25 protein-coding genes, 1 tRNA gene and 1 pseudogene are annotated in these 24,357 nt (G+C 68.4%); 16 read left to right on the top strand and 11 right to left on the bottom strand.

The window, feature by feature from the left end; translation table 11 throughout:
* Nucleotides 1–64: 64 nt before the first annotated feature.
* From fdh to B9D87_RS17155, 8 genes and pseudogenes are all read left to right on the top strand, one after another.
* Nucleotides 65–3,405, top strand: a pseudogene (gene fdh, locus B9D87_RS17190) (formate dehydrogenase).
* Nucleotides 3,380–4,363 carry a 4Fe-4S dicluster domain-containing protein gene (locus B9D87_RS17185; RefSeq protein ID WP_040630738.1) on the top strand — a complete coding sequence of 328 codons (984 nt, stop codon included), beginning with the start codon at nt 3,380–3,382 and terminating at the stop codon, nt 4,361–4,363. The pseudogene fdh and the gene B9D87_RS17185 overlap by 26 nt, the downstream one beginning before the upstream one ends.
* Nucleotides 4,360–5,445 (top strand): NrfD/PsrC family molybdoenzyme membrane anchor subunit, encoded by a 1,086-nt coding sequence (gene nrfD / locus B9D87_RS17180; RefSeq protein WP_040630740.1) that lies wholly within the window; start codon nt 4,360–4,362, stop codon nt 5,443–5,445. Before B9D87_RS17185 ends, nrfD begins: the two co-directional genes overlap by 4 nt.
* A 46-nt stretch (nt 5,446–5,491) precedes the next feature.
* Entirely contained in the window at nt 5,492–6,478 is a 987-nt protein-coding gene (locus B9D87_RS17175) for an LLM class F420-dependent oxidoreductase (RefSeq protein ID WP_007772183.1), read from the top strand.
* A 187-nt stretch (nt 6,479–6,665) separates the two neighbouring features.
* Nucleotides 6,666–7,073, top strand: a complete 408-nt coding sequence (locus tag B9D87_RS17170) for a hypothetical protein (RefSeq protein ID WP_007772184.1) — start codon at nt 6,666–6,668, stop codon at nt 7,071–7,073.
* Nucleotides 7,074–7,105: 32 nt separating this feature from the next.
* The gene (locus tag B9D87_RS17165; RefSeq protein ID WP_007772186.1) at nt 7,106–7,660 is read left to right on the top strand and encodes a type 1 glutamine amidotransferase domain-containing protein; all 555 of its coding nucleotides are present in this window, start codon (nt 7,106–7,108) and stop codon (nt 7,658–7,660) included.
* A 106-nt stretch (nt 7,661–7,766) separates the two neighbouring features.
* Nucleotides 7,767–8,456: a HemK2/MTQ2 family protein methyltransferase gene (locus B9D87_RS17160; RefSeq protein WP_040630624.1), complete on the top strand. Its 690-nt coding sequence runs from the start codon at nt 7,767–7,769 to the stop codon at nt 8,454–8,456.
* On the top strand, nt 8,453–8,707 hold the full coding sequence (locus tag B9D87_RS17155; RefSeq protein ID WP_077093504.1) for a CDGSH iron-sulfur domain-containing protein: 255 nt from the start codon (nt 8,453–8,455) through the stop codon (nt 8,705–8,707). The genes B9D87_RS17160 and B9D87_RS17155 overlap by 4 nt, the downstream gene beginning before the upstream one ends.
* Here B9D87_RS17155 and B9D87_RS17150 read toward each other — a convergent pair.
* From B9D87_RS17150 to B9D87_RS17125, 6 genes are all read right to left on the bottom strand, one after another.
* Complete coding sequence (locus tag B9D87_RS17150; protein ID WP_007772190.1) at nt 8,634–9,674, bottom strand: iron-containing redox enzyme family protein; 1,041 nt, start codon at nt 9,672–9,674, stop codon at nt 8,634–8,636. The two genes, B9D87_RS17155 and B9D87_RS17150, sit on opposite strands and share 74 nt — an antisense overlap.
* Nucleotides 9,675–9,744: 70 nt before the next feature.
* On the bottom strand, nt 9,745–11,961 hold the full coding sequence (locus tag B9D87_RS17145) for a SpoIIE family protein phosphatase (protein ID WP_007772191.1): 2,217 nt from the start codon (nt 11,959–11,961) through the stop codon (nt 9,745–9,747).
* Complete coding sequence (locus B9D87_RS17140; RefSeq protein ID WP_007772192.1) at nt 11,958–12,530, bottom strand: SpoIIE family protein phosphatase; 573 nt, start codon at nt 12,528–12,530, stop codon at nt 11,958–11,960. Before B9D87_RS17140 ends, B9D87_RS17145 begins: the two co-directional genes overlap by 4 nt.
* Nucleotides 12,531–12,576: 46 nt before the next feature.
* Nucleotides 12,577–12,987 carry an anti-sigma regulatory factor gene (locus B9D87_RS17135; protein ID WP_007772194.1) on the bottom strand — a complete coding sequence of 137 codons (411 nt, stop codon included), beginning with the start codon at nt 12,985–12,987 and terminating at the stop codon, nt 12,577–12,579.
* Nucleotides 12,977–13,366, bottom strand: a complete 390-nt coding sequence (locus B9D87_RS17130; RefSeq protein WP_007772196.1) for an STAS domain-containing protein — start codon at nt 13,364–13,366, stop codon at nt 12,977–12,979. Before B9D87_RS17130 ends, B9D87_RS17135 begins: the two co-directional genes overlap by 11 nt.
* A gap of 22 nt (nt 13,367–13,388) precedes the next feature.
* Entirely contained in the window at nt 13,389–14,291 is a 903-nt protein-coding gene (locus B9D87_RS17125) for an STAS domain-containing protein (protein ID WP_007772197.1), read from the bottom strand.
* Between the two features lie 170 nt (nt 14,292–14,461).
* Between B9D87_RS17125 and B9D87_RS17120 the strand changes: the two genes are divergently transcribed.
* Complete coding sequence (locus tag B9D87_RS17120; RefSeq protein ID WP_234010010.1) at nt 14,462–14,830, top strand: STAS domain-containing protein; 369 nt, start codon at nt 14,462–14,464, stop codon at nt 14,828–14,830.
* A gap of 262 nt (nt 14,831–15,092) precedes the next feature.
* Nucleotides 15,093–15,593, top strand: a complete 501-nt coding sequence (locus tag B9D87_RS17115) for a DUF6328 family protein (RefSeq protein WP_007772200.1) — start codon at nt 15,093–15,095, stop codon at nt 15,591–15,593.
* A 16-nt stretch (nt 15,594–15,609) separates the two neighbouring features.
* Here B9D87_RS17115 and B9D87_RS17110 read toward each other — a convergent pair whose 3' ends face one another.
* Nucleotides 15,610–16,287 (bottom strand): HAD family hydrolase, encoded by a 678-nt coding sequence (locus B9D87_RS17110; protein WP_007772202.1) that lies wholly within the window; start codon nt 16,285–16,287, stop codon nt 15,610–15,612.
* A gap of 235 nt (nt 16,288–16,522) precedes the next feature.
* On the opposite strand from B9D87_RS17110, the gene B9D87_RS17105 reads away from it, so the two are divergent.
* From B9D87_RS17105 to B9D87_RS17095, 3 genes are all read left to right on the top strand, one after another.
* A complete protein-coding gene (locus tag B9D87_RS17105) occupies nt 16,523–16,840 on the top strand; it encodes a hypothetical protein (protein ID WP_007772203.1) in 318 nt (105 codons plus the stop codon).
* Between the two features lie 161 nt (nt 16,841–17,001).
* The gene (locus B9D87_RS17100) at nt 17,002–17,304 is read left to right on the top strand and encodes a DUF4193 domain-containing protein (protein ID WP_007772206.1); all 303 of its coding nucleotides are present in this window, start codon (nt 17,002–17,004) and stop codon (nt 17,302–17,304) included.
* Between the two features lie 109 nt (nt 17,305–17,413).
* Nucleotides 17,414–18,061, top strand: a complete 648-nt coding sequence (locus B9D87_RS17095) for a restriction endonuclease (protein ID WP_007772208.1) — start codon at nt 17,414–17,416, stop codon at nt 18,059–18,061.
* Nucleotides 18,062–18,103: 42 nt separating this feature from the next.
* Here the strand turns inward: B9D87_RS17095 and B9D87_RS17090 are convergent, their stop codons facing one another.
* Nucleotides 18,104–18,793 (bottom strand): GAF and ANTAR domain-containing protein, encoded by a 690-nt coding sequence (locus B9D87_RS17090; protein WP_007772210.1) that lies wholly within the window; start codon nt 18,791–18,793, stop codon nt 18,104–18,106.
* Nucleotides 18,794–19,072: 279 nt separating this feature from the next.
* Here B9D87_RS17090 and B9D87_RS17085 point away from each other — a divergent pair, with 279 nt between their 5' ends.
* Genes B9D87_RS17085 through B9D87_RS17075 form a run of 3 tightly spaced genes read left to right on the top strand, consistent with a single transcriptional unit; the run spans nt 19,073 to nt 22,000 of the window.
* Nucleotides 19,073–19,633 (top strand): hypothetical protein, encoded by a 561-nt coding sequence (locus B9D87_RS17085; RefSeq protein WP_007772212.1) that lies wholly within the window; start codon nt 19,073–19,075, stop codon nt 19,631–19,633.
* Between the two features lie 19 nt (nt 19,634–19,652).
* Nucleotides 19,653–20,969: a Dyp-type peroxidase gene (locus B9D87_RS17080; protein WP_007772214.1), complete on the top strand. Its 1,317-nt coding sequence runs from the start codon at nt 19,653–19,655 to the stop codon at nt 20,967–20,969.
* Between the two features lie 17 nt (nt 20,970–20,986).
* A complete protein-coding gene (locus B9D87_RS17075; protein WP_007772215.1) occupies nt 20,987–22,000 on the top strand; it encodes a hypothetical protein in 1,014 nt (337 codons plus the stop codon).
* A gap of 61 nt (nt 22,001–22,061) precedes the next feature.
* Here B9D87_RS17075 and B9D87_RS17070 read toward each other — a convergent pair.
* The 3 genes from B9D87_RS17070 to B9D87_RS17060 form a co-directional block, all read right to left on the bottom strand.
* Nucleotides 22,062–22,135 (bottom strand) — tRNA-Pro (locus B9D87_RS17070).
* A 61-nt stretch (nt 22,136–22,196) separates the two neighbouring features.
* Nucleotides 22,197–23,321: an L-cysteine desulfhydrase Cds1 gene (cds1, locus tag B9D87_RS17065; RefSeq protein ID WP_007772216.1), complete on the bottom strand. Its 1,125-nt coding sequence runs from the start codon at nt 23,319–23,321 to the stop codon at nt 22,197–22,199.
* Nucleotides 23,318–24,337, bottom strand: a complete 1,020-nt coding sequence (locus tag B9D87_RS17060; protein ID WP_007772217.1) for a metallophosphoesterase — start codon at nt 24,335–24,337, stop codon at nt 23,318–23,320. Before B9D87_RS17060 ends, cds1 begins: the two co-directional genes overlap by 4 nt.
* Between the last annotated feature and the right edge of the window lie 20 nt (nt 24,338–24,357).

Below are 24,357 nucleotides of genomic sequence, written 5' to 3'. Positions count from 1 at the left end.
AGGTTGCATGGCGACCCGCCGCGCCCGGCTTCGCCGCGCTTGCGATCGCCATTAGGGTGAGGACATGGCCCTGCGCAAAGTGTTTCTGGAATGGCCCGTGCTGCGCCAGTTGCGGTCGACCGACAAGCTCGGCCGCGGCTCGGCGGTGACGTCCAAACACACCCGCGCGCTCACGCCGCGCACCACCACCGCCGACCGCGTCGTGCAGAGCGTGTGCCCGTACTGCGCGGTGGGCTGCGGGCAGCGGGTGTACGTCAAGGATGAGCGGGTCGTCCAGATCGAGGGCGATCCCGATTCGCCGATCTCACGAGGTCGGTTGTGCCCCAAGGGTTCTGCGAGCGAGCAGCTGGTGAACTCGCCCGGGCGGCAGCTGCAGGTGCTCTACCGGCCGCCCCGGGCGACCGAATGGCAACCGCTGGAGCTCGACACCGCCATCGACATGATCGCCGACCGCTTCGTGGAGTCGCGTCGCAACAGTTGGCAGGACATCGACAAGAAGGGCAACCTGCTGCGCCGCACCATGGGCATCGCGGCGCTCGGCGGCGCGACCCTGGACAACGAAGAGAACTACCTCATCAAGAAGCTCTTCACCGCCGCGGGCGCGATCCAGATCGAGAACCAAGCCCGTATTTGACACAGCGCAACGGTTCCCGGTCTGGGAGCCTCCTTCGGGCGCGGCGGCGCCACCCAATCACTGCAAGACATGGCCAATGCGGACTGCATCGTCATCCAGGGCTCCAACATGGCCGAGTGCCACCCGGTCGGATTCCAGTGGGTCGAAGAGGCCAGGGCCCGCGGCGCGCGGGTGATCCACGTCGACCCGCGCTTCACCCGCACCTCGGCGGTCGCCGATCGGCACATCCCGATCCGCGCCGGCTCGGACGTGGTGCTGCTCGGCGCGTTGATCAACCACATCCTGTCCAATGAGTTGTGGTTCAAGGAGTACGTGGTCGCGTACACCAATGCCGCCACGCTGATCAACGAGAAGTTCAGGGATACCGAGGATCTCGGCGGCCTGTTCTCCGGGTTCGACCCGGAAACCGGGCAGTACGACACGTCGAGCTGGGCCTACGACGAGGAAGGCAACGGACAGATCGAGTCCCCGGGCGGGGCCACACGCACGGCGCCACCGCCTCGGAAAGCGGAGCGGGACACGAGCACGGCAGCGGCGGCCCGCCGCTGGCGCACGCCAAGGTGAAGCGCGACGAAACCCTGCAGCACCCCCGGACGGTGTTCCAGATCCTCAAGCGCCACTACGCCCGCTACACCCCCGAGATGGTCAAGGACGTCTGCGGCATCAGCCGCGAGGACTTCGACTATCTGGCCCAATCCATCGTGGAGAACTCGGGACGCGAGCGCACCACCTGCTTCGCCTACGCCGTCGGCTGGACCCAGCACACCCTGGGTGCCCAATTCATCCGCACCGCAACGATTCTGCAGCTGCTGACGGGCAACGTGGGCAGGCCCGGCAGCGGGATCATGGCGCTGCGCGGCCACGCCACCATTCAGGGTTCCACCGACATCCCCACGCTGTTCAACCTGCTGCCCGGGTACCTGCCGATGCCCAAGGCGGGCATGCACGACACCCTGGCCGATTACCTCGAGGCGGTGGGCTCCAAGAAGCAGAAGGGCTTCTGGGCCAACGCGGATGCCTACGCCGTCAGCCTGCTCAAGGCGTGGTGGGGCGATGCGGCCACCGCGGACAACGACTGGGCCTACGACTACCTGCCGCGGCTGACCGGTCCGCACGGCACCTATCAGACCGTGATGGGAATGCTGGATGACGAGGTCGAGGGCTACTTCCTGCTCGGGCAGAACCCCGCGGTGGGTTCGGCCCACGGCCGCATGCAGCGGCTGGGCATGTCGCATCTCAAGTGGCTGGTGGTCCGCGACCTCAACCTCATCGAGTCGGCCACCTGGTGGAAGGACGGTCCGGAGATCGCGTCGGGCGAACTCACGACCTCCGACATCGAGACCGAGGTGTTCTTCCTGCCCGCCGCAACGCACGTCGAGAAGGCCGGTTCGTTCACCCAGACCCAGCGGTTGGTGCAGTGGCGGCACAAGGCCGTCGAGCCGCCCGGCCAGTGCCAGAGCGAGCTGCAGTTCTTCTACGAGCTCGGCAAGCGGATCCGGCAACGGCTGGCCGGCTCGACCGACGAGCGGGACCGGCCGCTGCTGGACCTGACGTGGGACTACCCGACCGACGAGCACGGCGAACCCGACGGGGAAGCGGTGCTGGCCGAGGTCAACGGGTATCGGGTCGGCGGTGGCGCCACCGGGGACCCGTTGACCTCCTACACCGAACTGCGCGCCGACGGGTCGACGGCCGCCGGCTGCTGGATCTACACCGGGGTGTACGCGAACGCCACCAACCAGGCCGCCCGCCGGGTGCCGCACGGCGGTGACTCACCGAGCCAATCCGAGTGGGGCTGGGCGTGGCCGGCCGACCGGCGGGTGCTCTACAACCGCGCGTCGGCCGACCCCGACGGCAAGCCGTGGAGCGAACGCAAGAAATACGTCTGGTGGGACTCGGACGAACAGCGCTGGGTCGGCTACGACGTGCCTGACTTCGTCGCCGACCGGGCGCCCGGTAGCCGCCCGGACCCCGACCTGGGTGGTCCCGACGCGCTGGCCGGCGACGACCCGTTCATCATGCAGGCCGACGGCAAGGGCTGGCTGTTCGCGCCCAAGGGCGTGATCGACGGGCCGCTGCCCACGCATTACGAGCCGCAGGAGTCACCGGTCAGCAACGCGCTCTACCCGCAGCAGCGCAATCCGGCGCGAATCACGTTCCCGCGCAAGGACAATCTGAGCGCACCGAGCGCCGGTGATCCCGGGGCCGAGGTCTACCCCTACGTCTTCACGACCTACCGGCTCACCGAGCACCACACCGCGGGTGGCATGAGTCGCTGGCTGCCCTACCTGTCGGAGCTGCAGCCGGAGATGTTCTGCGAGGTGTCCCCGGAACTGGCCGCCGAACGCGGGCTCGAGCCCTATGGGTGGGCCACCCTCATCTCGCCGCGCGCCGCGATCGAGGCCCGGGTGCTGGTCACCAAACGCGTCAAGCCGCTGATCATCAACGGGCACACCGTGCATCAGATCGGGCTGCCGTACCACTGGGGCGTGGGCGGCGACGCGGTGGTCAGCGGCGACGCGGCCAACGACCTGCTGGGCGTGACGCTCGATCCCAATGTGCAGATCCAGGAGTCCAAGGCCGGCTCGTGCGACATCCGCCCGGGCCGCCGTCCGCGGGGCGAGGAGCTGCTGCGCCTGATCGCCGAATACCAGTCCCGGTCGGGCGCCACCACCGAGACGGACAATGTACGGGTCGACGATGCGGTCTGGGACGTCATCGGGCCGCCGGACACGAGGAGGGCCGATGGGTCAGCTGATCGGACCGACTGACCCGGCCACCGATGCCGGTTGGTCGGATCGCAAGCCGCGCAAGGGGTTCTTCACCGACACCTCGATCTGCATCGGCTGCAAGGCCTGCGAGGTCGCGTGCAAGGAGTGGAACCGCAACCCGCGCGACGGCGACCTCGAGCTGCTGGGGTCCTCCTACGACAACACCGGGGCGCTGGGCGCCAGCACCTGGCGCCACGTCGCCTTCATCGAGCAGGGCCGTGACCGCATCGAAGAGGCCCGCGAATCCGGTCGCGCGCTGATCAATCTGGGCATGCCCGGCATCCCCGGTGCCACGAAAACCGATACGCCAGAGCCTGTTTCGCAGCCGCTGCACACCCCGGAGTTCCGCTGGCTGATGTCGTCGGACGTGTGCAAGCACTGCACGCACGCCGGCTGCCTGGACGTGTGCCCGACGGGCGCGTTGTTCCGCACCGAATTCGGCACCGTGGTGGTGCAGCACGACGTGTGCAACGGCTGCGGAACCTGCGTGGCGGGATGCCCGTTCGGCGTGGTCGAACGCCGCAGCGACGGCACATACGCAACGCCGGTGGAACGACCCGGCCGTCCCCAGGAGGATTTCGTCACCGGCGTCGCCCAGAAGTGCACGCTGTGCTACGACCGCCTGGTCGAGGACCAGGTGCCGGCGTGCGCCCAGACCTGCCCGACCACATCGATCAAGTTCGGCGATCACGACGAGCTGGTGACCCAGGCGCGCGAGCGCGTCGCGCAGCTGCACGCCGAAGGCCGCACCGAGGCAAGGCTTTACGGCGCCAACGAGAACGACGGCGTTGGCGGGACCGGGTCGGTGTTCCTGCTGCTCGACGAGCCGGAGGTGTACGGACTGCCGCCCGATCCGCGGGTGTGCACGGCCGACCTGAAGACGATGTTCAAGCGGGCGAGCATGGCCGCTGCCGGCATGGTCGGCGCGGCGGCGTGGGCCTTCTGGAGCAGCCGGTGAGCACCTCGGAATTCGACAGCTTCCGCCCGCCGGAACCCACCGGTGGCCGGCGCCGCAAAGGCAGGCGCGCGGGCCGCCGCGGCGGCGGTGACGGGTCACGCGAGATGCCGATGGTCCCCGACGCCGAATTCACCTCGTATTACGGACGTCCGGTGGTCAAGCCGGCGCCGTGGGGGCACGAGGTGGCGGCGTACCTCTTCCTCGGCGGCGTCGCCGGCGGGTCCGGCCTGCTGGCGGCGGGAGCCCAGCTCACCGGGCGAAACACGTTGCGCCGCAACACCAGGCTGTCCGCCCTGATCGCGGTGGCGCTCGGGGCCTTCGCCCTGGTGAAGGACCTGGGCCGGCCCGAGCGTTTCGTCAACATGCTGCGGACGGTCAAGCTGACGTCGCCGATGAGCATCGGCTCGTGGATTCTCAGCTTCTTCTCCGCCGGCATCGGCGTCGCCGCGGCCTCGGAGGTGGACCGGATGACCGGCGAGCGAATCCCGTTGGGCCCGTTGCGGCCCGTCCTGCGCGCAGTGGAGGGGCCCGCCGGACTGGAGGCCGCCGTCTTCGCGGCACCGCTGGCCGTCTACACCGCGGTGCTGCTCACCGACACCGCCACCCCGACGTGGAATGCCGCGTACCGGGACCTGCCGTTCGTGTTCGTCAGCTCGGCGAGCCTGGCCGCCTCGGGGCTGGCGATGATCACCACGCCGGTCGCCGAGGCGGGGCCCGCCCGCAAGCTGGCCGTCATCGGCGCGGTCGGCGACCTGATCTCCGCCAGGTTCACCGAGTACCGGATGGACCCGGTGACCCGGGAACCGCTGCACCACGGAACACCGGGCCGGCTGCTGTCGGCCAGCGAATGGCTAGCCGCCGCAGGGGGTTTGGGCGCGCTGCTGGGCGGACGACACCGCGCCGTCGCCGCGCTGTCCGGCCTGAGCCTGCTGACGGCGTCGGCGATGCTGCGGTTCGGTTTCTTCGAGGCGGGCAAGGAATCGACCGGCGACCCGCGCTACACGATCGAGCCGCAGAAGCGCAGGCTCGCCGCCCGCCGCGCGGCCGGCATCACCGGGGACTCGATCACCACCGCGGACTGAACGCCGGGGTCGTTTGCGCCCGGAGCAGCCGGGTACTCCGTCACGCATGACGAATTTTGGCTACACTTTGATGACCGAGCAGAGTGGACCCAAAGACCTTGTCCGCTATGCGGTTTCGGCTGAAGAGCGCGGCTTCGACTTCCATGTGTGCAGCGACCACTTCTCGCCCTGGCTCACCTCGCAGGGACACGCGCCGAACGCCTGGGCGGTGTTGGGCGCGGTGGCGCAGGCCACCGAGCGGGTCGACCTCTACACCTATGTGACGTGCCCGACGATGCGGTATCACCCCGCGATCGTCGCCCAGCAGGCGGCCACCGTGCAGATCCTGTCCGACGGCCGGTTCACCCTGGGCCTCGGCAGCGGCGAAAACCTGAACGAACACGTCGTCGGCAAAGGCTGGCCGACCGTCGCGCGCCGGCAGGACATGCTGCGTGAGGCCATCAAAATCATCCGTGAGCTGTTCGGCGGGCAACTGGTGGACTTCACCGGCGACTATTTCCAGGTCGATTCGGCGCGGCTGTGGGACGTGCCGGACGTTCCGGTCGGCATCGGGGTGGCGATCGGCGGAACCAGGGCCGTCGACAAGTTCGCCAAGCTGGCCGACCACCTGATCGCCACCGAACCGCAGAACGAGCTCGTCGACGCGTGGCACGGCGCCCGGCAGGCCGCCAATCTCGCCGGCGGCGGGCGCGTGATCGGCCAGATACCGGTGTCCTGGGATCCCGACCGTGACACCGCCGTCAAACGCGCGCACGACCAGTTCCGCTGGTTTGCCGGAGGCTGGAAGGTCAACGCCGACCTGCCGACGCCGGCCGGCTTCGCCGGCGCGACCCAGTACGTGCGGCCCGAAGACGTCGCGGAGACCATCCCCTGCGGGCCTGACCTCGACGCGATCGTGGAGGGCGTGCGGCCCTACTGGGAGGCCGGGTTCACCGACATCGCCCTCGTGCAGATCGGCGGCGAAACCCAGGAACGGTTCCTCCAAGAAGCCGCGGAGCCTTTGCTCGCGGCGTTGCGCGACGCAGCAAACTGATCGCAGGTTTGACCGCTGCCCGCCCGGGTATCCGCCTCGCAGTCGTGCGCAGCCGGCCAACGCGCGTCGGACGTCGGTAGAGCTGGGACGTGTACGGATGTTCCGGCGTGCGTTGGCCCCGCATCTCCGCTGCCGCACAGCCGGCTTACAGGCGTCCGCAGTCCGGCCAAGCAGGGGGAGTGAACTTATGAGCGATCAAACCGGCGACACCACAACCACACTCGTCAAGGCGCTCAGTGGTGCCAGCTTCGGCCTGGGTGTGAGCGAACTGGTGGCCCCCGGGAAGGTCGCCGCCATCGCGGGCGTGGACGACACCGGCCGGTCGCGGCGGGTGATCCGCGCGCTGGGGGTGCGCGAATGCGGCCACGGCGTCGCCCTGCTCGGCGGCCCCGCCAAGCTGGTGTGGACCCGCGTGGCCGGTGACGTCCTGGACATGGCGCTGCTGGTCGCCGGGGTGGTCGCCCGCGGCCCCGGGCGACGGCGCCAGGGTGCCATTTCGGCCACGCTGCTCTCCGGCATCGCCGGACTTGACCTCTACACGGCGTTGCGAACCAGCGGCGCTCGGCGCCGCGCTCCGCAATTACGAGCTGTTTGATCCGATGAACGATCGCAGAAAGGGAAGCGACGATGTCAAATGAATTGCAGGGCAAGACGATAGCGTTCCTGGCGGCCGACGGCGTGGAAAAGGTGGAGCTCGAACAGCCGCGCGCGGCGCTGCAGGATGCCGGCGCGCGGGTGCAGCTGCTGTCGCTGAAGGACGGCGAAATCCAGGCGCGCGACCACGATCTCGAACCGGCGGGCACCTTCCCCGTGGACCGGAAGGTATCCGAGGCGTCGGTCGACGACTACGACGGCCTGGTGCTGCCGGGCGGCACGGTGAACCCGGACAAGCTGCGGATGGACCGCGCAGCGGTATCCTTCGTCCGCGATTTCGTCGGGTCGGGCAAGCCCGTGGCGGCGATTTGTCACGGCCCCTGGACGCTGGCGGAAGCCGGTGTGGCAGTGGGTCGCACGCTGACGTCGTATCCCAGCATTCGCACCGATTTGCGCAACGCGGGCGCACACGTCGTCGACGAGGAGGTCGTCGTCGACGGAAATTTGATCTCGAGCCGCTCACCGTCGGACCTTCCGGCGTTCTGCACGGCCATCCTCAAGCAGTTCGCCCACGCGACGGCGGGTTAGCCGCCAAGACTTTCCGGCTGGTCCGTTTGAATGCGCCGGTTTGCGGGCATTATCCCGCCATGCCGTGCTGAGCGGCAATCCTTGTAGGGTTCTCGAAAGGCCAACAGTGACAATCACGTATCCCGAGCCCGCTGTCTCGACCGTTCCGAACGTGTATCAGCCGCAAGAGGACTCTCGATTGCTGGTGGACGTGATGCATGACAGCGGCCTGATCCCGGGGCGGCGGGTCCTCGATCTGTGCACCGGCAGTGGCTTCGTGGCCATTGCGGCGGCCGCGATGGGATGCGCCGGCGCGACGGCGTTCGACATCTGCCCGCAGGCCGTGCGGTGTGCCCGGGAAAACGCGGCGGTCGCCGGTGTCGAGGTCGACGTGCGCGAGGGGTCGTGGGTTGCGGCGGTGGAATGCGCGCCGTTCGACGTGGTCGTGTCGAACCCGCCCTACGTGCCCACGCCGCCCGGCGCGGAGCTGGAGGAGATCTGCCCGACCGCGGGGCCGTCCTGGGCGTGGAACGCCGGCGTGGACGGCCGGATGATCCTCGACCCGCTGTGCGAATCGGCGCCGAAGCTGCTGCGCGACGGCGGTTCCCTGCTGCTGGTGCATTCCGCGCTCGCCGGCGTTCAGCAGTCGCTGGATTCGCTGAAGTGGGCTGGCATGGATGCGAAAGTTATTGCCTCCAAATGGATTCCGTTCGGCCCGGTGATGTCTTCCCGGGCCAAGTGGCTGGAGGAGGTCGGCCTGATCCCGCGCGGGCGGCGCGAGGAGGAGCTGATCGTGATCCGCGCGGAGAAGCGATGACCACCACCCGGGTGCAGGTGGTGCCCAACGGGCCCGTGCTGGTGTCGGGCCCGGTGCGCATCGAGATGCCCGACGGCGAGGTCGTTGAGTCGGACCGCTTCATGGTGGCCATCTGCACCTGCCGTCGCAGCGGCCGCTACCCGCTGTGCGACACCAGCCATCGCCGCTGCCGGCGCCTCAAGACGTCGGCGCGCTCGTCTGCTCCAGCGGCTTCCGCAGCGACGTCTGATTCCGCCCCCACGACGTCATAATCCGTTCCGCCAAGCGGTCTTCGACCGCGGCGTGGGCCCGGATGCCGAAGATGACATCGTGCTCGAGCCGCGGGTCCTGGGCGATGAGATCGCCCACCACATCGTTGCGCACGACGTGTTCGTGCACGGCGTCGGCCTCGACGTGCTCGCTGTAGAACTCGACGCAGGCCGCCGGCGCCTGCAGGCGCCGCAACGCCTGCACCATGCGCTGAGATCCCGGCGGTGAGGTGATCTCCGTCGACGCGAAGTGCCCGATCGCCGCGCCGCGCAACGCGCGGTGCAGGCCGAACAGCGACATCAGGTTGACCACCGCCAGGGACTCGGCGGGCACCGCGTCGACGTAACCCCAGTACGTCGCGTCCAGGCCGGCCGCCGCCAGCAGGTCGGCGAACAGCCGCTGGTGCAGCCGCGGGCCCCGTCCGGCGCCGTATTCGTCGAATTCGATTGCCACGAATGCCGCTTTGGCCACGCCCGTCAGGCGGGGGATGGCAAAGGCGTGCGGATCGCCCTCTTTGAGGTGGTACAGGGAGCGATGGACGAAGTATTCGCACATCTGCTGCCACGTTCCCGTGTCGCGCAGGTGGTACGACGGGCCGGTGCCGTCGACGGGTTCGATCGTCAGCGCTTCCATCTCGGCCGCCGCCGTCCGATCGGGATCGATGTGCCCGACGTCGCGGCGCACACCGGCCAAAAACACCCGTTCCAGCTCGGCGCGCAGGCCCAGCAGCGCGGGATTCCATTCCCAGGCGGGGTCCACGCCGGCAAGGCCGCGGTAGTGCAGCTCGTAGCACATCGACAGCGCCAGTTGCAGATCGAGGCCGTAGGGATCGGAATCGCGCACCGAGGCGCCGATGCGGGTCAGCTGGTCGACCGACGGTGGACCGGCCAGCGCGCAGCGTACGGCCGTCGACAACGGCCCGTGCGCCGCGGGCAGGACGGGTTCGGTCAGGGTCGATACGTGGGTCACGCCGATGTCTACCCGCTGCGCGGGGCGGGCAAACGGTGGGGCGGGCGTCGCAACCGCCCGTCGCCGCGCCTCACATGTCACCTGCCGGCAGTCGGAAGCCGATGTCCACGGTGGTGCCGCTGGCCGTGGTCTCGAGCTCCATCGTGTCGCTGAGCGCCCGCATCAGCGGCAGGCCGCGCCCGCCGTTGCCCGGGGGAGTGGCCGGCGTCTTCCACGATCCGTAATCGGTGATCCGGGTGCGCACTTCGCCGTCGGTGATGTCGACCTCGAGCAGCATGGTTCCGGCGGCGAATCCACGGTAGGCGTGTTCGACGCAGTTGGTGCACGCCTCGTTGACGACCAGCACGATGTCGGCGGACCGGTCTTCGGACACGCCGCCGGCGTGCAGCCAATCCGCCAGCCGATGCCGGATGTGAACCAATTGGTCTGCGGTGGCACCGGTTTCGATCCGCAGGGGCGTCTGGTGGTGCCGATAGATCACCATCGCGACGTCGTCGTCGCACCCGCCCGGCGGGGCCAGCTTGCGCAGCACCGCATCGGCGACGGTGTCCAGCGGCGAAGCCATGGTCTGTGCCAGAACATCTGCCGCACGGGCGATTCCGTCGTCGATCGACTCATGCTTGCGTTCGACGAGCCCGTCGGTGAACAGCATCAGCGTCGAGCCGGACGGCAGCACCTGCGTGGCCTGCGGGCGCGGCTCGTTGCGGCGAACCGCCAGCGGCACCGACGCGGCATCGGTCAACAACGTCGTCGTGCCGGGCTCCGGACCGGCCAGGACCGCCGGCATGTGGCCTGCGTTGCTGTACTGCAGCACTCCGGTGTCGGTGTCCAGGATCGCCAGAAACACGGTCGTGCAGTACGCGTTCGGGATGAGCGAGGCCGCTGAGTCCAGCTGGTCCAGCAGCACGGCGGGCTCGGCACCGTTGATCAGCAGCGCCCGGGCGGAACTGCGCAGCTGACCCATGATCGCGGCCGCGGGCAGGCCGCGGCCCACGCAGTCTCCGACGACGATGCCGATGTGGTGCTCACCGATCGGCAGCACGTCATACCAGTCACCGCCGATCTCCAAGGGCGGTACCGCGGGCTCGTAGCGAACGGCGAAACCCGGCGGTGGCTGGACCGGCGGGAGCATGGCCCGCTGCAACGTCAGCGACGTCTCACGCGCGCTTTCGAACTGACGCACGTGCTGCATGGCCAGGCTCAGGTGGCCGATCAGCACGGTGACCAGCAACCGATCCTCCCCGCTGACCCAGCGCGGGGTGCGCAGCTCCAGCCACAGCGTCAGGTCCCCGGTGCCGGAGAGCGCCGCGACCAGCCCCTGGACCTTGCCCGGATGATCAGGCGCCTCAACGGTTTTCGCCGTCAGTGGCAGCTGATGACGCGCGTCCTGGAACGTATTACGCAACCACGGATCCAGCCGGCGCCACGACGAGGCGGAGGGCTTGCCCGCCACCTGGACCGTCGGGTCGCTGTCGCCGTTGGGCCACGAGACCGCGATCACCCGTTGCACATCGATCGCCGCGCTGCACTCGTCGAGCGTGATCGAGAGCAACTCGTCCACGCTCTTGGCCACCGCCACGGCGGTGGCCAGCCGCAACACCGCGCTTTCCCGGGCCGCGAACGCACGCTCGGCGGTGACGTCGCGGATCGTTCCGACGTACGCGTCCCGATCGCTGCCGGTCTCCTTGACCGCGTTGATGCTTACCTTCACCCACGCCAGGTGGCCGTCCGCATGGCGGATCGGTGTTTCGTAGTCGGCCCGGCCGTTCTTCAGCACCAGCGAAATCTGTTCGGCCGCCGTCTTCGTGTCGACCAGCCAGGGGTGCGGCCACTTGTACGGCAGGCGCTCGCTGGGAAAGCCGAGGATGTCGATGAAGGCGTCGTTGATCTCGACCACGGAGCCCTCGTGATCGGCGACGAAGAAGCCCTCCTGCAGCGAGTTCACCAGTGCGGTACGAAACTTGTCGCGGTCGGCAAGCCCCTCGGCGCGGGCCCGCTGTTCGGCGTAGCGCCTGTTGCCGTCGATGAAGCCACGCGTCGCGACGTCAAGCGGAACCAGCAGCTGCAGCAGGAATTCCAGCGCGATCGGAGCATCGATGCGCACGTCTTGCGAGATCTCGAAAACCAGCCGGACGTGGTGCTCGACGATGTCGAGCAGGCTGATCTGTTCCTGCAGGGCCCGGCGGCCGAGTTCGTTGCCGATCGACAGGCTGGCCTCGTCGTGCGATTCCAGGTAAGCACGCAGCGCGGCCTCGTACTGCTGGTAAAAGTCGGTGTCGCCGGTCAATTCGATACTCCCCTGTGACGCGCCGCCAGCACCATCGCATCGTCGGTCTCTTTCGCGTCCTTGCCGAGCAGTCCCTCGGCGATGGCGACGGCGGTGGCCGAGAAGTCGATATGGTCCAGGTAGTCTTCGGCGATTCCGTCGGTGCTGATCACGATCAGATCGCCGGGCCGGATCGAAACCACTTGCGCCGGACGGATTTCGGGTATGCGGTAGCCGACGATGCCCCCGGTAAGCCGCGCGCTGGACCGAATCTGGATACCGGTTGGTGCCTTGGCCACCAGGTGGGCGGTGACATTGCCGACGCCGGTCCAGGTGAGCGTGTTGGCGGCAAAATCCACCCGCGCCAACGTCATTGCCACCCCGCGGGTGCCGACCAACAGGCGGTGGCAGAGCTGGATCAACACCTCCACCCGCTCGGAGCTGGCGCGCGTGAGCGCGTCGACGGCGCGCAGCGCGGCTTCCGCGGCGGCCGGCCCATGGCCGAGGCCGTCCACCAGCCCGAACAGCGCTGCCTCACCGCCGACGTCGACCGCGATACCCCGGTCACCGGAGGTGTATTCGCTCGGCAAAGGCCGCCCCGCCCTTGCCCATTCGATAGGTCCGAAGCGACCGTTCTCATGCACGGGGCGGGACCCATTTCCACATTTCGATGACGGTGCCCTGCCCCAACGTGGACTCGACGACCAACCGGTCCATCAGGCGGCGGGCGCCCGGCAGACCCATGCCCAGCCCGCGTCCGGTCGTGTAGCCGTCTTCCATCGCCCGCTCGATGTCGGCGATGCCGGGGCCCTGGTCCTCGGCGCGCACCACCAGGGCCTTGCGTCCCTCCCGGTCGGCGATGGCGACCCGGACGGCGCCGCGGCCGGCGTAGCTGGTGATGTTTCGGGCGATCTCGGAGATCGCGGTGGCGATCATCGTGACGTCGGTCAGGGAGAATCCCAAGTCGAGGGCGAGCTGGTGTCCGGCCTTGCGGGCTTCGACGATGTCGTCGGGGTGGTCGATGGCGACGACGATATCAGCCGCCACCGTCGGGCCCGATCGTCGACTTCCCCACTCCGCCTTGGCGATTCAGCAGCGCGAGGCCCTCTTCGAGATCCAGCGCCGTGTTCATGTCGTCGAACGCCAGACCAAGCTGGACCATCGCGAAGGCGACCTCCGGCTGCAATCCGACTATCACGGTGTCCGCGCCGCGCAGCCGGGTCATGTGGGCAATCGTGCGCAGCGACCTCGCGGCGAAGGAATCCATCACATCGATAGCGGTGACGTCGACGATGATGCCCTGCGCGCGGAACTGGCTGACCCGTTCCATCAGGTCGTAGCGCAGGCGTTCGGCGTCGGAATCGGTGAGGGCGGCCTGTACCGACGCGATGAGGATCGAGCCCTGTTTCAGGATCGGTACTGGCATGGGGTGCTCGTGTCGATGGTGGTTATCCGGTCTGCTCGCCCGTGCGGGTCACCTCGTAACCCAGCAGGCGTTCGGCTTCCTCGATGCCGCCTTGCAGGTCGCCCACGGCGTTCATCTTCGACAGGTCCAGACCGATCGTCACCAGCGTCAGCGCGATCTCGGAGGACAGGCCGGTGATGATCACGCTCGCGCCCATCAGGCCGGACGCGTCGACCGTCTGCACCAGGTGGTTGGCCACCGTCGAGTCGATGGTCGGCACACCGGTGATGTCGATGACCACCACTTTGGCGCGGTTGGCGCGGATGGCCCGCAGCAGCTGTTCGGTGACCTGGCGGGCGCGCTGGCTGTCCAGGACGCCGATGATCGGCAGGATCAGCAGCTGTTCGCGCACCTGCAGCACCGGCGTCGACAGCTCGCGGATGGCCTCCTGCTGCTGGCGGATGATGCGCTCGCGTTCCTGCACGAAGGACACGCCCACGGTGTTGGCGATGCGGTTGGCCGCCGGCTCGTACGCGTCGAGGACGCGGTTGAGCATCTCGAACTCGGTCTGATACTTCTCGAACAGCGAGCGGGCGAGCACGTCGCGCAGCAGCAGGACGATGCCGAGCACCTCGTCGGTCTCCACGCCTCGCGGAATGATGCGTTCGGACAGGTCACGCGCGTAGGCCTGCAGCGCCTCGACGCTACCGGTCTCGAGCACCTCGACGTAGTTGTCGTAGACGGCCGTGGCTTCGGAGAAGAGCTCCTCCGGCGTCATCGCGGTGAGAAGCTCGGCTTCGGTGATGCGGCGGGCCCATTCCTCCCGCAGGACGGTTCGATTCTGCCGCAGATGCTGGACTAGCTGGGGAAGGAGGCCCTCACTGGAAATGCTGACGGTCTGCGCTGCGGTGCCGGTACTGTTGAACTCCGACGGCGAATCTGACATCTGGCCTCCCAAGGCCTCCCGAGCACACGTCGCGCCCTGCGGTCTGCAGTTCCTGTTGCGAGACTAGCGTGGGTTGTCGCGGGGCACGTGTAGAGGGCATATTCTTCTCCCAGTTCGGTAAGGCAGGCTAGGGTTGAGACCACGCCACGGCCCAGGACAAAGGATTGCCATTGTCAGCTCCTGATTCGATTACCACGTTGGTTGAGGACCACGACGGCGTTTCCGTGGTCAGTGTCAGCGGCGAAATCGATTTGGTCACGGCTCCTGCCCTGGAACAAGCCATCAGCGCGGTCGTCGCGGACAGCCCCACCGCGTTGATCATCGATCTCTCCGCCGTGGAGTTCCTCGGCTCGGTCGGCCTCAAGATCCTGGCGGCGACCTACGAGAAGCTGGGCAACCAGACGGGGTTCGGCGTGGTCGCGCGCGGCCCGGCGACCCGCAGGCCGATCCACCTGACCGGCCTGGACAAGACCTTCCCGCTGTACCCGACGCTCGACGACGCGTTGACCGGGGTGCGCGACGGCAAGCTCAACGGCTAGCGACCCACCCCGCCTGCGCCGTATCCGCGGCCCGGTTACGCCGAGCCGAATTTTTACAGATTTACTTGTCTGACAACGTGTTTGGCGAAAATGCGGTGAGTCTTGTTCCGCATCTCATCGATTTCGGGTCTTATCCCGGGTTTTTCCCGGAATCGCGGCCGGCCGCCGAAATTCCGTTGAGCGAAAACAGCGAAGACCTTTACCCGCGGCGCGTCCGCTCGAACCGGTGTCCCCCCGCGGCCCAGGTGCGATGATCGGGACTATGGACGTCGACCATCCGCAAGACGACCAGCGGTGGGATCGCCGTGAGCGCGGCGAGACCGAAGTTCAACGGCTGGACCGCAATTGGAACAGCCTGCTGCAGGAGCTGCGGGTGGTCCAGACCGGGGTGCAGCTGCTGACCGGCTTCCTGCTGACGCTGCCGTTCCAGCAGCGCTTCGACGTGTTGAGCCCGCCCATGCGCGTCGTCTATCTGGCCACCGTGGCGTGCGCGGTGTGTGCGACCGTGTTGCTGATAGCCCCGGTCGCCATGCACCGGCTCCTCTTCCGGCGTCACCGGCTCCAGGTCCTCGTATCGGCCGCGCACCGGTGCGCCTTCGCCGGGCTCGGCCTGCTCGGCCTGGCGCTGATCGGCCTGACCACGATCATCTTCGCGGCGGTGGCCGGGCGCACTGCCGGCCTCATAGCCGGAGCCTGTGCGCTGCCGCTGTTCACCTTCTTCTGGTGGGTGCTGCCGCTGATGCTGCGGACCCGCGGCGACTGAGGCGAAGATCCGTCGGTCAGCGGCCCGGTGCGAGCGCCGCGATCCGGGTGGAGTCCAGGTGTTCGAGCAGGTCGCGCGGATCGGCGAAGACGGGTTCGGCGCCCGCGTCTCGCAGCTCGGCACCCGCGATGCCGCCGCTCAGCAGCCCGATGCACGGCAAACCCGCGCCGGCCGCTGCGTGCGCGTCCCACACGGCGTCCCCGACGAACACTGCGCGCTGGGCGTCCACGCCGGCGCGATCCAGCGCCACCCGCACGATGCCGGGCTCTGGCTTGGCGGTGTCGACGTCGCGCGACGACGTCGTCTCGGAGATCACGTCGTCGCAGTCGAGCACCTTGCGCAGAATCTCCAGCTCGTCTTCGGGCGCCGAGCTGGCCAGCACCACCTGTAGGCCCAGGTCGGCGACGCGGCGCAGCAGATCGCGGGCCCCGGGCAACGGCTGCAGCAGGGGGGTGATCTCCCGGTAGTACTGGCTGTGCATGTCGCTGAGCCGCTCCCGCACGTCGTCCGGGGCGTCATCGGACAGCGTTTTGACCAGCCGGGATCCGTCCATGCCGATGCAGCGATGGATCTGCCAGGACGGCACCTGCATGCCCTCGGCGTCGAACGCGCGCTGCCAGGCATGGACGTGCAGATAGTTCGAATCCACCAAGGTGCCGTCGACGTCGAACAGGACGGCCGGTGTGCCGGCCATCAGGGCAGGTCCCCGGCGGCGGGGCGTGCGCTCGCGTGCGGTCGTGAAGTCATGGTCGCGGCATACCCAGGCTGGCCCAGGCCGACACAGTGCGTGGTTCCGTTTGGCCATGGGGGCGACGGGTACACGGGGAGGTGATCCGCGACACCGGGGCGGTTGTGCCGCGCCCGCCGGCGGATCGCTCGCGACCGTACGCATACGAATGATGCTGGTACACACAGATTCTCGACGAGGAATGACGTTGGATTACCCCAAGGACCCCCCGATCGACCATGCCCGTACCACTCGCCAGCACGCGGGCGAATCCCTGAAGAACGGCGCCAACGCCCCGGGCCTCGCCGGTGCTGCGGTCGCGGTCATCGCCCTGACCGTGGGCCTGTTCGCCGTGGCGGCCGGGCACCTGGTGGGCGGTGCCGTCGCGCTGCTGGTGGCGGTCGCCCTCGGCGCGCTCAGCGCGGCGTGGCTGCTGCGCGCCCACCGCAAGGTCCGCGACGCCGAACTGCGCTGGCACGCCGCTCATTCCGACCAGCCCGCGCCACCGCCCAGCAGCTGAGCGCGCCGGGTTTGGGCGGGCGGTCCCGGCGGCCCGTTTCCCAGTTGCAGCAACTTTTTCGGGCCGCGATGGTGTAGCGCACCCCCGAACGGGGTACTGCCTGCGCCACGGGTGAGTACAGGAAAGTGCGTCTACCCGTTCCATAGCAGGAAGGAACACCGATGGCGACCACCACTGACTACGACGCACGCCGTGTATCCGACGCCGACACCCAGGAGAAAGGCCCGCTTCGCGAACTGGCACCGACCCTGCAGGGACCTGCCACCGCCGTGGTCGACGAGGACCCCAACGATGTGCACTTCTTCGAGCTGCCGGGTGCCGACCTGTCCGGAGAAGAGCTGTCCGTGACGGTGATTCCGCAGCGGGCCGACGAGTTCACCTGCTCGAGCTGCTTTTTGGTGCAGCACCGCAGCCGGATGCGTACGTCCAGCTCCGGCCTGCCGGTGTGCGCCGACTGCGCCTGACATCAGGCACCTCGGTCCGGGCGGGGCGACCCCGCGTGCCGTGCCGCGACCGTGAGCCCTCGCTGCATTGCGCCGAATTGTCGGTGGCGTCCGCTAGGTTCATCGGGCAATGGAGAAGGTGCTCGGGTCGCTCCTGCCGCTGGGCTTAGCGCTCCCTTGGTATTTCACGCAGCAGGCCACCGGCAGCCTGCCGGCGGGCTGCCTCGCGGGACTCGGCGGGCTCGCCGTCGCCGTGGCGCTTTTGTGGTGGTTGTCGCTACAGCGGGACCGCTACCAGGCCGACGCGCACCGACGCCGCGATCTCCGATTGACGAAATCCGGGCTGCGGGCCATCGACCGGATGTCGGGCACCGAGTTCGAGGAATTCGTTGCGGCGCAGCTTCGCGTCGCCGGCTACAGCGTCACCCCGACCGCCAGCACCGGAGACTACGGCGTGGATCTGATCGCCGGGAAAGACGGCGCTCGGATGGCCGTCCAATGCAAGAGGCTGGCGAAGGCCGTCGGTGTGGCCGCGGTCCAGCAGGTCGTGGCGGGCGCGCTGCACCACGGCTGTAACCGGACGGTCGTCGTGACCAACCAGACCTTCACCAAGGCGGCCCGCCAGTTGGCCGGCACCCACCATTGCCGCCTGGTGGGCCGCTCCCAGTTGCAGAGCTGGACGCGCATCCAGCCCGTTGTCGTGCGGGGTCCGCGGCGCCCGCGCGGGGTCGCGCCGCGCGCCAGACCGCAACGACTGGAACCGGAGTGCGAATGCTAGCCAAATGCCATGGGCCCTGGCATGTTCGGCCGGCCCGTGACGTCAGCGCCCGGTTGCGTCGTCGATCACCCGGCGCGCGATGTCGCGCAGCGGGGTGTTCATGCTCTGTGACAGCTTGATCAGGGTGTTGAAGGCGGTCTGGTCGTCGAGGTCGTAGCGCTCGATGAGGATGCCCTTGGCCTGTCCGATCGTGTCGCGGGTGCTCAGTGCTTCCTTGAACTGCTGGGTGCGCACGACGTTGCTCCATGCCAGGGCACCCAGTGTCGCGAAGACGGCCGCGATCCGGCGCGAGTCCTCGGAGAAGGACCGCGGGCGTTCGGCGTAGAAGTTCAGCGCGCCCATGCTCAGCTCGTCGGCGAACATGGGCAGCGACAGCACGCTGCGGATTGGCGTGTGCGCGAGCGCGTCGGCCTGGTACTTCGGCCAGCGCGCGTCGGCTTCAAGGTCGTCGATGACGACGACCTTGCGGGTCCAGGCGGCGTGGACGCAGGGCCCCTCGAGGTGGCGCTGCTGAAACTCGTCGAGCAACCGGGCGCAGTCGTGCGTGACGGACGGGCTGCTGACCTCGTTTTGCCGGCTGGTGACGGTGATGCCCGCTTCTTCGGCGCCAGGCACCCAGCGCGCGGCCGCCGTCGTCAGGTCGTCCAGCACCTGGGGGAAGTCGTCGGCGTCGGCCGAATAGATGGCCCGCAGAACGTCGGTGAGCAGGCTGAGATCGTCAAGATTGGTCACTGAGTGGCGCCCTCATGCTTCGAGACCGGTTACAGGCATTTCCGCGCCGTTTTCTGCAGCCTGCGGTCTCGCGAGGCGATCACTGATGAGTTATGACGGCGACGAATGTCGATGCTGTCTGCTTAGCACGACGTGAGATCCATTATATCGGCCCGGTTTCGGATGATTGCGCTAGATACCCGGTACGGCAGATGTGTGCTGGGCCCCTCGGCCGATCCGGGTTGCGCGGGCGGAGTCAGGTGGTAGCGTCCGGCGCACCGGTCAGACTTTGGAGCGACGATGGTGGCAACCGAAGACCAGTGGAGCAAACCCGCGGCCCTGGCCATCCCCAAGGAAGGTTATTTCGAGCTGGAACGCGGCCGGTACGGGCCCCTGTACCCGCGCACCCCAGCATGCTACGGCTTTTCCATCATCGCCAAGGTCAAGGATGGCCGTGAAGCGGCCGTTCGCGCCTACGGCAAACAGATCGAAGAAGCCGTCAAGGCAAACCCGGAAGTGCTGGCGCCGCTGCGGCTGCACTACCTGCGCTGGCAGCTCTTCGACGTGGGGTCGGGGCTGCACTTCCAGTACCAGGGCATCTTCGACACCGACTTCGACAAGTACACCGAGGACGCGGTGCAGCTGTTCAGCCAGACAGGGATCACCACCGTCTTCACCAACCTCGAGGGCTTCCCGGAGGACTGGCGAGAGAACCCGGAAGCCTTCGTCAAGTACGTGCGCGACCACCAATGCCCGAGCTTCCTGGAATACGGGGAGTACCCCTATGTCACGGCCGACGAGATCAAGAAGGGGCTGCGGCTGAAAGCCGCGTTCGGCACCATGCTGGATCAGATGCAGTGACGCCCATCGGAGCGTGCCGATGCTTGAACTCGACGACATCCAGCACATCCTGCTGACCCGTACCCCGGCCCTGACCGGGCGTTACGAGTTCCTTTCGTTCGGCGATCCGGTGGGCGGACGGGCCTGGCTGTCCGAACTGGTGGACGTGGTGCAGTCCGCCGCGTCGGTGCGAGACGCCATGGACGACACCAGGCGCTGGGTCACCCTGGGTTTCACCTGGAACGGCCTTCGGGCGCTCGGTGTGCCGGAGGAGGCGCTGGCCACCTTTCCCGAGGAGTTCCGGCAGGGCATGGCCGCCCGGTCCGACATCCTCGGCGACACCGGACGAAACCATCCCGACAACTGGGTGGGGGGACTGGCCGGCGACGACCTGCACGCGATCGCGATCCTGTTCGCCCGGGACGACGCCGAACACGCCCGCGCCACCGGCGCCCACGACGACCTGGTGCGAAGGTGCGACGGCGTGCGCCGGGTCTCGTACCTGGATCTCAATGCGACACCCCCGTTCAACTACGCCCACGACCATTTCGGCTTCCGGGATCGGTTGTCGCAGCCGGTGATCGAGGGATCGGGCGAGGAACCCACGCCGGGATCGGGTGCGCCGCTGAAGGCCGGCGAGTTCATCCTCGGCTATCCCGATGAGGTCGGGCCGGTGGCCAACTCACCCGAGCCGGATGTGCTCGCGCGCAACGGGACGTACGCCGCTTACCGGCGACTGCGCGAACACGTGGCGTTGTTCCGCGAGTACATCCGTTCGCAGGCTCGCACGCCCGACGACGAGGAGCTGTTGGCCGCGAAGTTCATGGGCCGCTGGCGCAGCGGCGCCCCCCTGGTGCTCGCGCCGGACGCCGACGACCCCGAGCTGGGCGCGGACCCGATGCGCAACAACGACTTCAACTACAAGGAGATGGACCCGCTCGGGTACGCGTGCCCGCTGGGCGCCCACGCCCGGCGGCTCAACCCGCGAGACACCGCGCACAACATGAACCGGCGCAGGATGATCCGCCGCGGAGCCACCTATGGCCCGGCGCTGCCCGACGGCGCCCCCGACGACGGAGCGGACCGTGGCATCGCCGCATTCATCATCTGCGCCAGCCTGATCCGGCAGTTCGAATTCGCGCAGAACGTCTGGATCAACGACCGCACGTTCCACGAACTCGGCAACGAGCACGACCCGATCTGCGGAACGCAAGACGGCACAATGGAATTCAAGATACCGAGGCGGCCCATCCGCCGAGTCCTCAAGGGGCTTCCGGCGTTCACGACGCTGACCGGCGGGGCGTACTTCTTCCTGCCGGGCATCAACGCCATGCGCTACCTAGCGGCGCTTGACTGACGACCGGGGAAACCATCATGAGCACCCTGCCCGCCGCGCGCACCTACAACCAGACCCACGTACCGCGACCCCACGCGGGCGGACGACGGATCAGCATCTACTGGACGTGGAGCTATCCGTGGGAATCGCAGCGCGATGTCGAGACGCTGGACAACCGGTTTTCGACGATGACCGAAGTGCGCAGAGCGGCCTGGCCCCACTACGAGGGCCCCGACTGGGATGAGGCGCACTTCCTGCAGGGGATCGCCGGCACCCTGGAGCTGTTCCACCGCTCGACGCTGGCGTTCCAGCAGCTGGCGGGCGCCGACACCGGCCACCCGGTCGCGGTGTTCCAGCGCATCGACCAGGCCGGCTACCAGCAGCTGATCGACGAACGGATCTTGGCCGACACCGACACCCTGATGGTGTTCGGTCTCGACCATCTGGTCGGCGAGGAACAGGCGCGGGATGAAGAGGTCGCCGCCCTGCGCGAGTGGCTAAGCCGCGACGGAACCTGCCTGCTGCTGGCGCCGCACCACGACGTCGGCTTCACCGACGACGCGGCGCAGCGTCAGGTCGAGTACCTCCATCACGGGGACCCGCTGGTGCCACGGCAGCAGCGGTTCACCGCCTACACGCGCTCACTGATGAAGGCGCTCGGCGTTCCCGTGCACAACACGTGGGGATTGCGTCCCGCCCTGGTGGAGGGGACCGGTGAGATCGCGCCGCTGACCGGATTTCGCGACCTGGACGCGCCGGGGTTGCTGAACAACGTCACCACGCTGAACTTTCACCCGCACCTGCCGCACTACGAACTCACCGCTCCGGAGAGCGACCTGCTGCGCGTGCTCGGCAGGCAGCGCGTGGACCCGCAACGGCCCCATCCCTTTACCGCGGCGGGCAACAGCGAATTCAATTCGCTGATCTGGATGCCGCCGGCCGGCGACCGGGCCGGTGACATCGTGCTCGTTGACTCCACGAATTTCACCACGCTGTTTGGCGGCACCGACAGCCTCAAGAACTTCTGGCACAACCTGGCGACGATGAAGTGAGGGAGTTCGCGGCAACACCCTGTTGAGGGCTGATGTCCGCCGCGAACTTCCGCAACATGAGTCGGGGTGGCGGGATTCGAACCCACGGCCTCTTCGTCCCGAACGAAGCGCGCTACCAAGCTGCGCCACACCCCGCTTGAAGCCTCGACAGCCTATCGCACCGGGCCATCGGGAGGCCAAACCGCGGTGGGGCAGGTCACCTCCAGATGCACGATCGCTCGAACTCGGCCAGCGCCTCGGCCGGCTCCGCCGGGTCCAGCCCCTGCGCCGCGACCCATTCGTCGTCGAAATAGGTGTCGCTGTAGCGGTCGCCGCTGTCGGCGAGCAGGGTGACCACCGAACCGCTGCGGCCCTCGGCGACCATCTCGGCGAGCAGGCCGAACGCGCCCCACAGGTTGGTGCCCGTCGACGGCCCGACGCGACGTCCCAGCACGGCGCTGACGTGACGGGCGGCCGCGATCGACGCCGCGTCCGGGACGGACACCATCCGGTCCACCACGCCGGGCAGAAACGACGGCTCCACCCGCGGCCGGCCGATGCCCTCGATGCGCGACGAGGTGGTCATCACGACGTCGTTCAGGTCGTCCGGACCTTGGGCGTACGCGGGGAAGAACGCGGAGTTCTCCGGGTCGACGACGCACAGCCGGGTGGCGTGGCGCCGGTAGCGGATGTAGCGGCCGATCGTGGCGCTGGTGCCACCGGTGCCCGCCCCGACCACGATCCAGTCCGGGATGGGGTAGCGCTCCTCGCGCAGCTGCTCGAAGATCGACTCGGCGATGTTGTTGTTGCCCCGCCAGTCGGTGGCGCGCTCGGCGTTGGTGAACTGGTCCAGGTAGTGCCCGCCGGTCTCGTGCGCGACCCGCTCGGCCTCGGCGTAGACCTCGCTGGAACTCTGCACGAAATGGCAACGGCCGCCATGGGATTCGATCAACGCCACCTTCGACGCGCTCGTCGCCGCGGGCATCACGGCGACGAACGGCAGACCGAGCAGCGCCGCGAAATAGGCCTCCGATACCGCCGTCGAACCCGACGACGCCTCGACCACCGTGGTGCCCTCGTCGATCCAGCCGTTGCACAGCGCATAGAGGAACAACGAGCGGGCCAGCCGGTGCTTGAGGCTGCCGGTGATGTGCGTCGTCTCGTCTTTGAGGTACAGCGCGACCTGAGCGCCGGGGCCGCCCTCGCTCCACGCCGACGGCAGCGGGTAGCGCAGCAGGTGGGTGTCGGCGCTGCGCCGGGCGTCGGCCTGGATCAGCCGGATCGCGTTGTCCGTCCAGCAGCGTGAGCGGCCGCGAACCGCGATCCGGGTCTGGTCGGTCAACGCACCGATGCTGTTGGCTGCGAACGGCTCAGGTCGCTCGCCGCGTCGCGGTCGCCCATCGGGGTGGCGATCAGTGTCAGCAGGGTCGCCTCCGGCCGGCAGCAGAATCGCACCGGCGCGAACGGCGAGGTGCCCATCCCGGCGGACACGTGCAACTGCATGTTGGCGCCCCAGCGCGACGGTCCCTTCGCGCGCGTGCGGTCCAGGCCGCAGTTGGTCACCAGGGCGCCGTAGAACGGCAGACAGACCTGACCGCCGTGGGTGTGTCCGGCCATCACCAGCTGATAGCCGTCGGCGGCGTAGCGGTCCAGCACCCGCGGCTCGGGCGAATGGGTCAGTCCCAGCCGCAGATTCGCGGCCGGACTGGCCGGACCGGCGATGGTCTCGTAGCGGTCGCGGTCGATGTGCGGGTCGTCCACGCCCGCGGCGGCGATGTGCAGACCCGCCACTTCGAACTCGCGCCGGGTGTGGGTGAGGTCGAGCCAGCCGCGCTCGGTGAACGCCGCCCGCAGGTCCTGCCAGGGCAGCGGTTCCCCGCGAACTCGGTGCGACGGGTTGGTCACGTAGTTCAGCGGGTTCTTCAGCCGCGGGCCGAAGTAGTCGTTGCTGCCGAACACGAACACACCCGGCCGCGACAGCAGATCGCCCAGGGCCTGGATGACCGCCGGGACCGCCTTGGGATGCGCCAGGTTGTCGCCGGTGTTGACCACCAGATCCGGTTCCCAGCCCGCCAGCTCGCGCAGCCACGCCTGTTTGCGGCGTTGGCCGGGGGTCATGTGCAGGTCGCTGATGTGCAGCACCCGCAGCGGGGTCGACCCCGGGCTCAGCACGGGCATGGTGATCTCGCGCAGGACGAACGCGTTGCGCTCGATGACCGCGGCGTAGCCCAGACCGGCGACGCCCGAAGCTAACGCGGCGGCGCCGGCACGTATCAGGACGGGGACAGCTCGGCGACGATGCGGGCCGCGAGGCGGCCCGGGGAGGAGCCGGGCAATCGAGACTTGAGCATCAGCCATGCTCGCAGCCTACTGCCGGT

The organism is Mycobacterium colombiense CECT 3035 (assembly GCF_002105755.1).
Taxonomy (GTDB): domain Bacteria; phylum Actinomycetota; class Actinomycetes; order Mycobacteriales; family Mycobacteriaceae; genus Mycobacterium; species Mycobacterium colombiense.
This window is presented reverse-complemented; position numbering and strand designations above follow the sequence as displayed.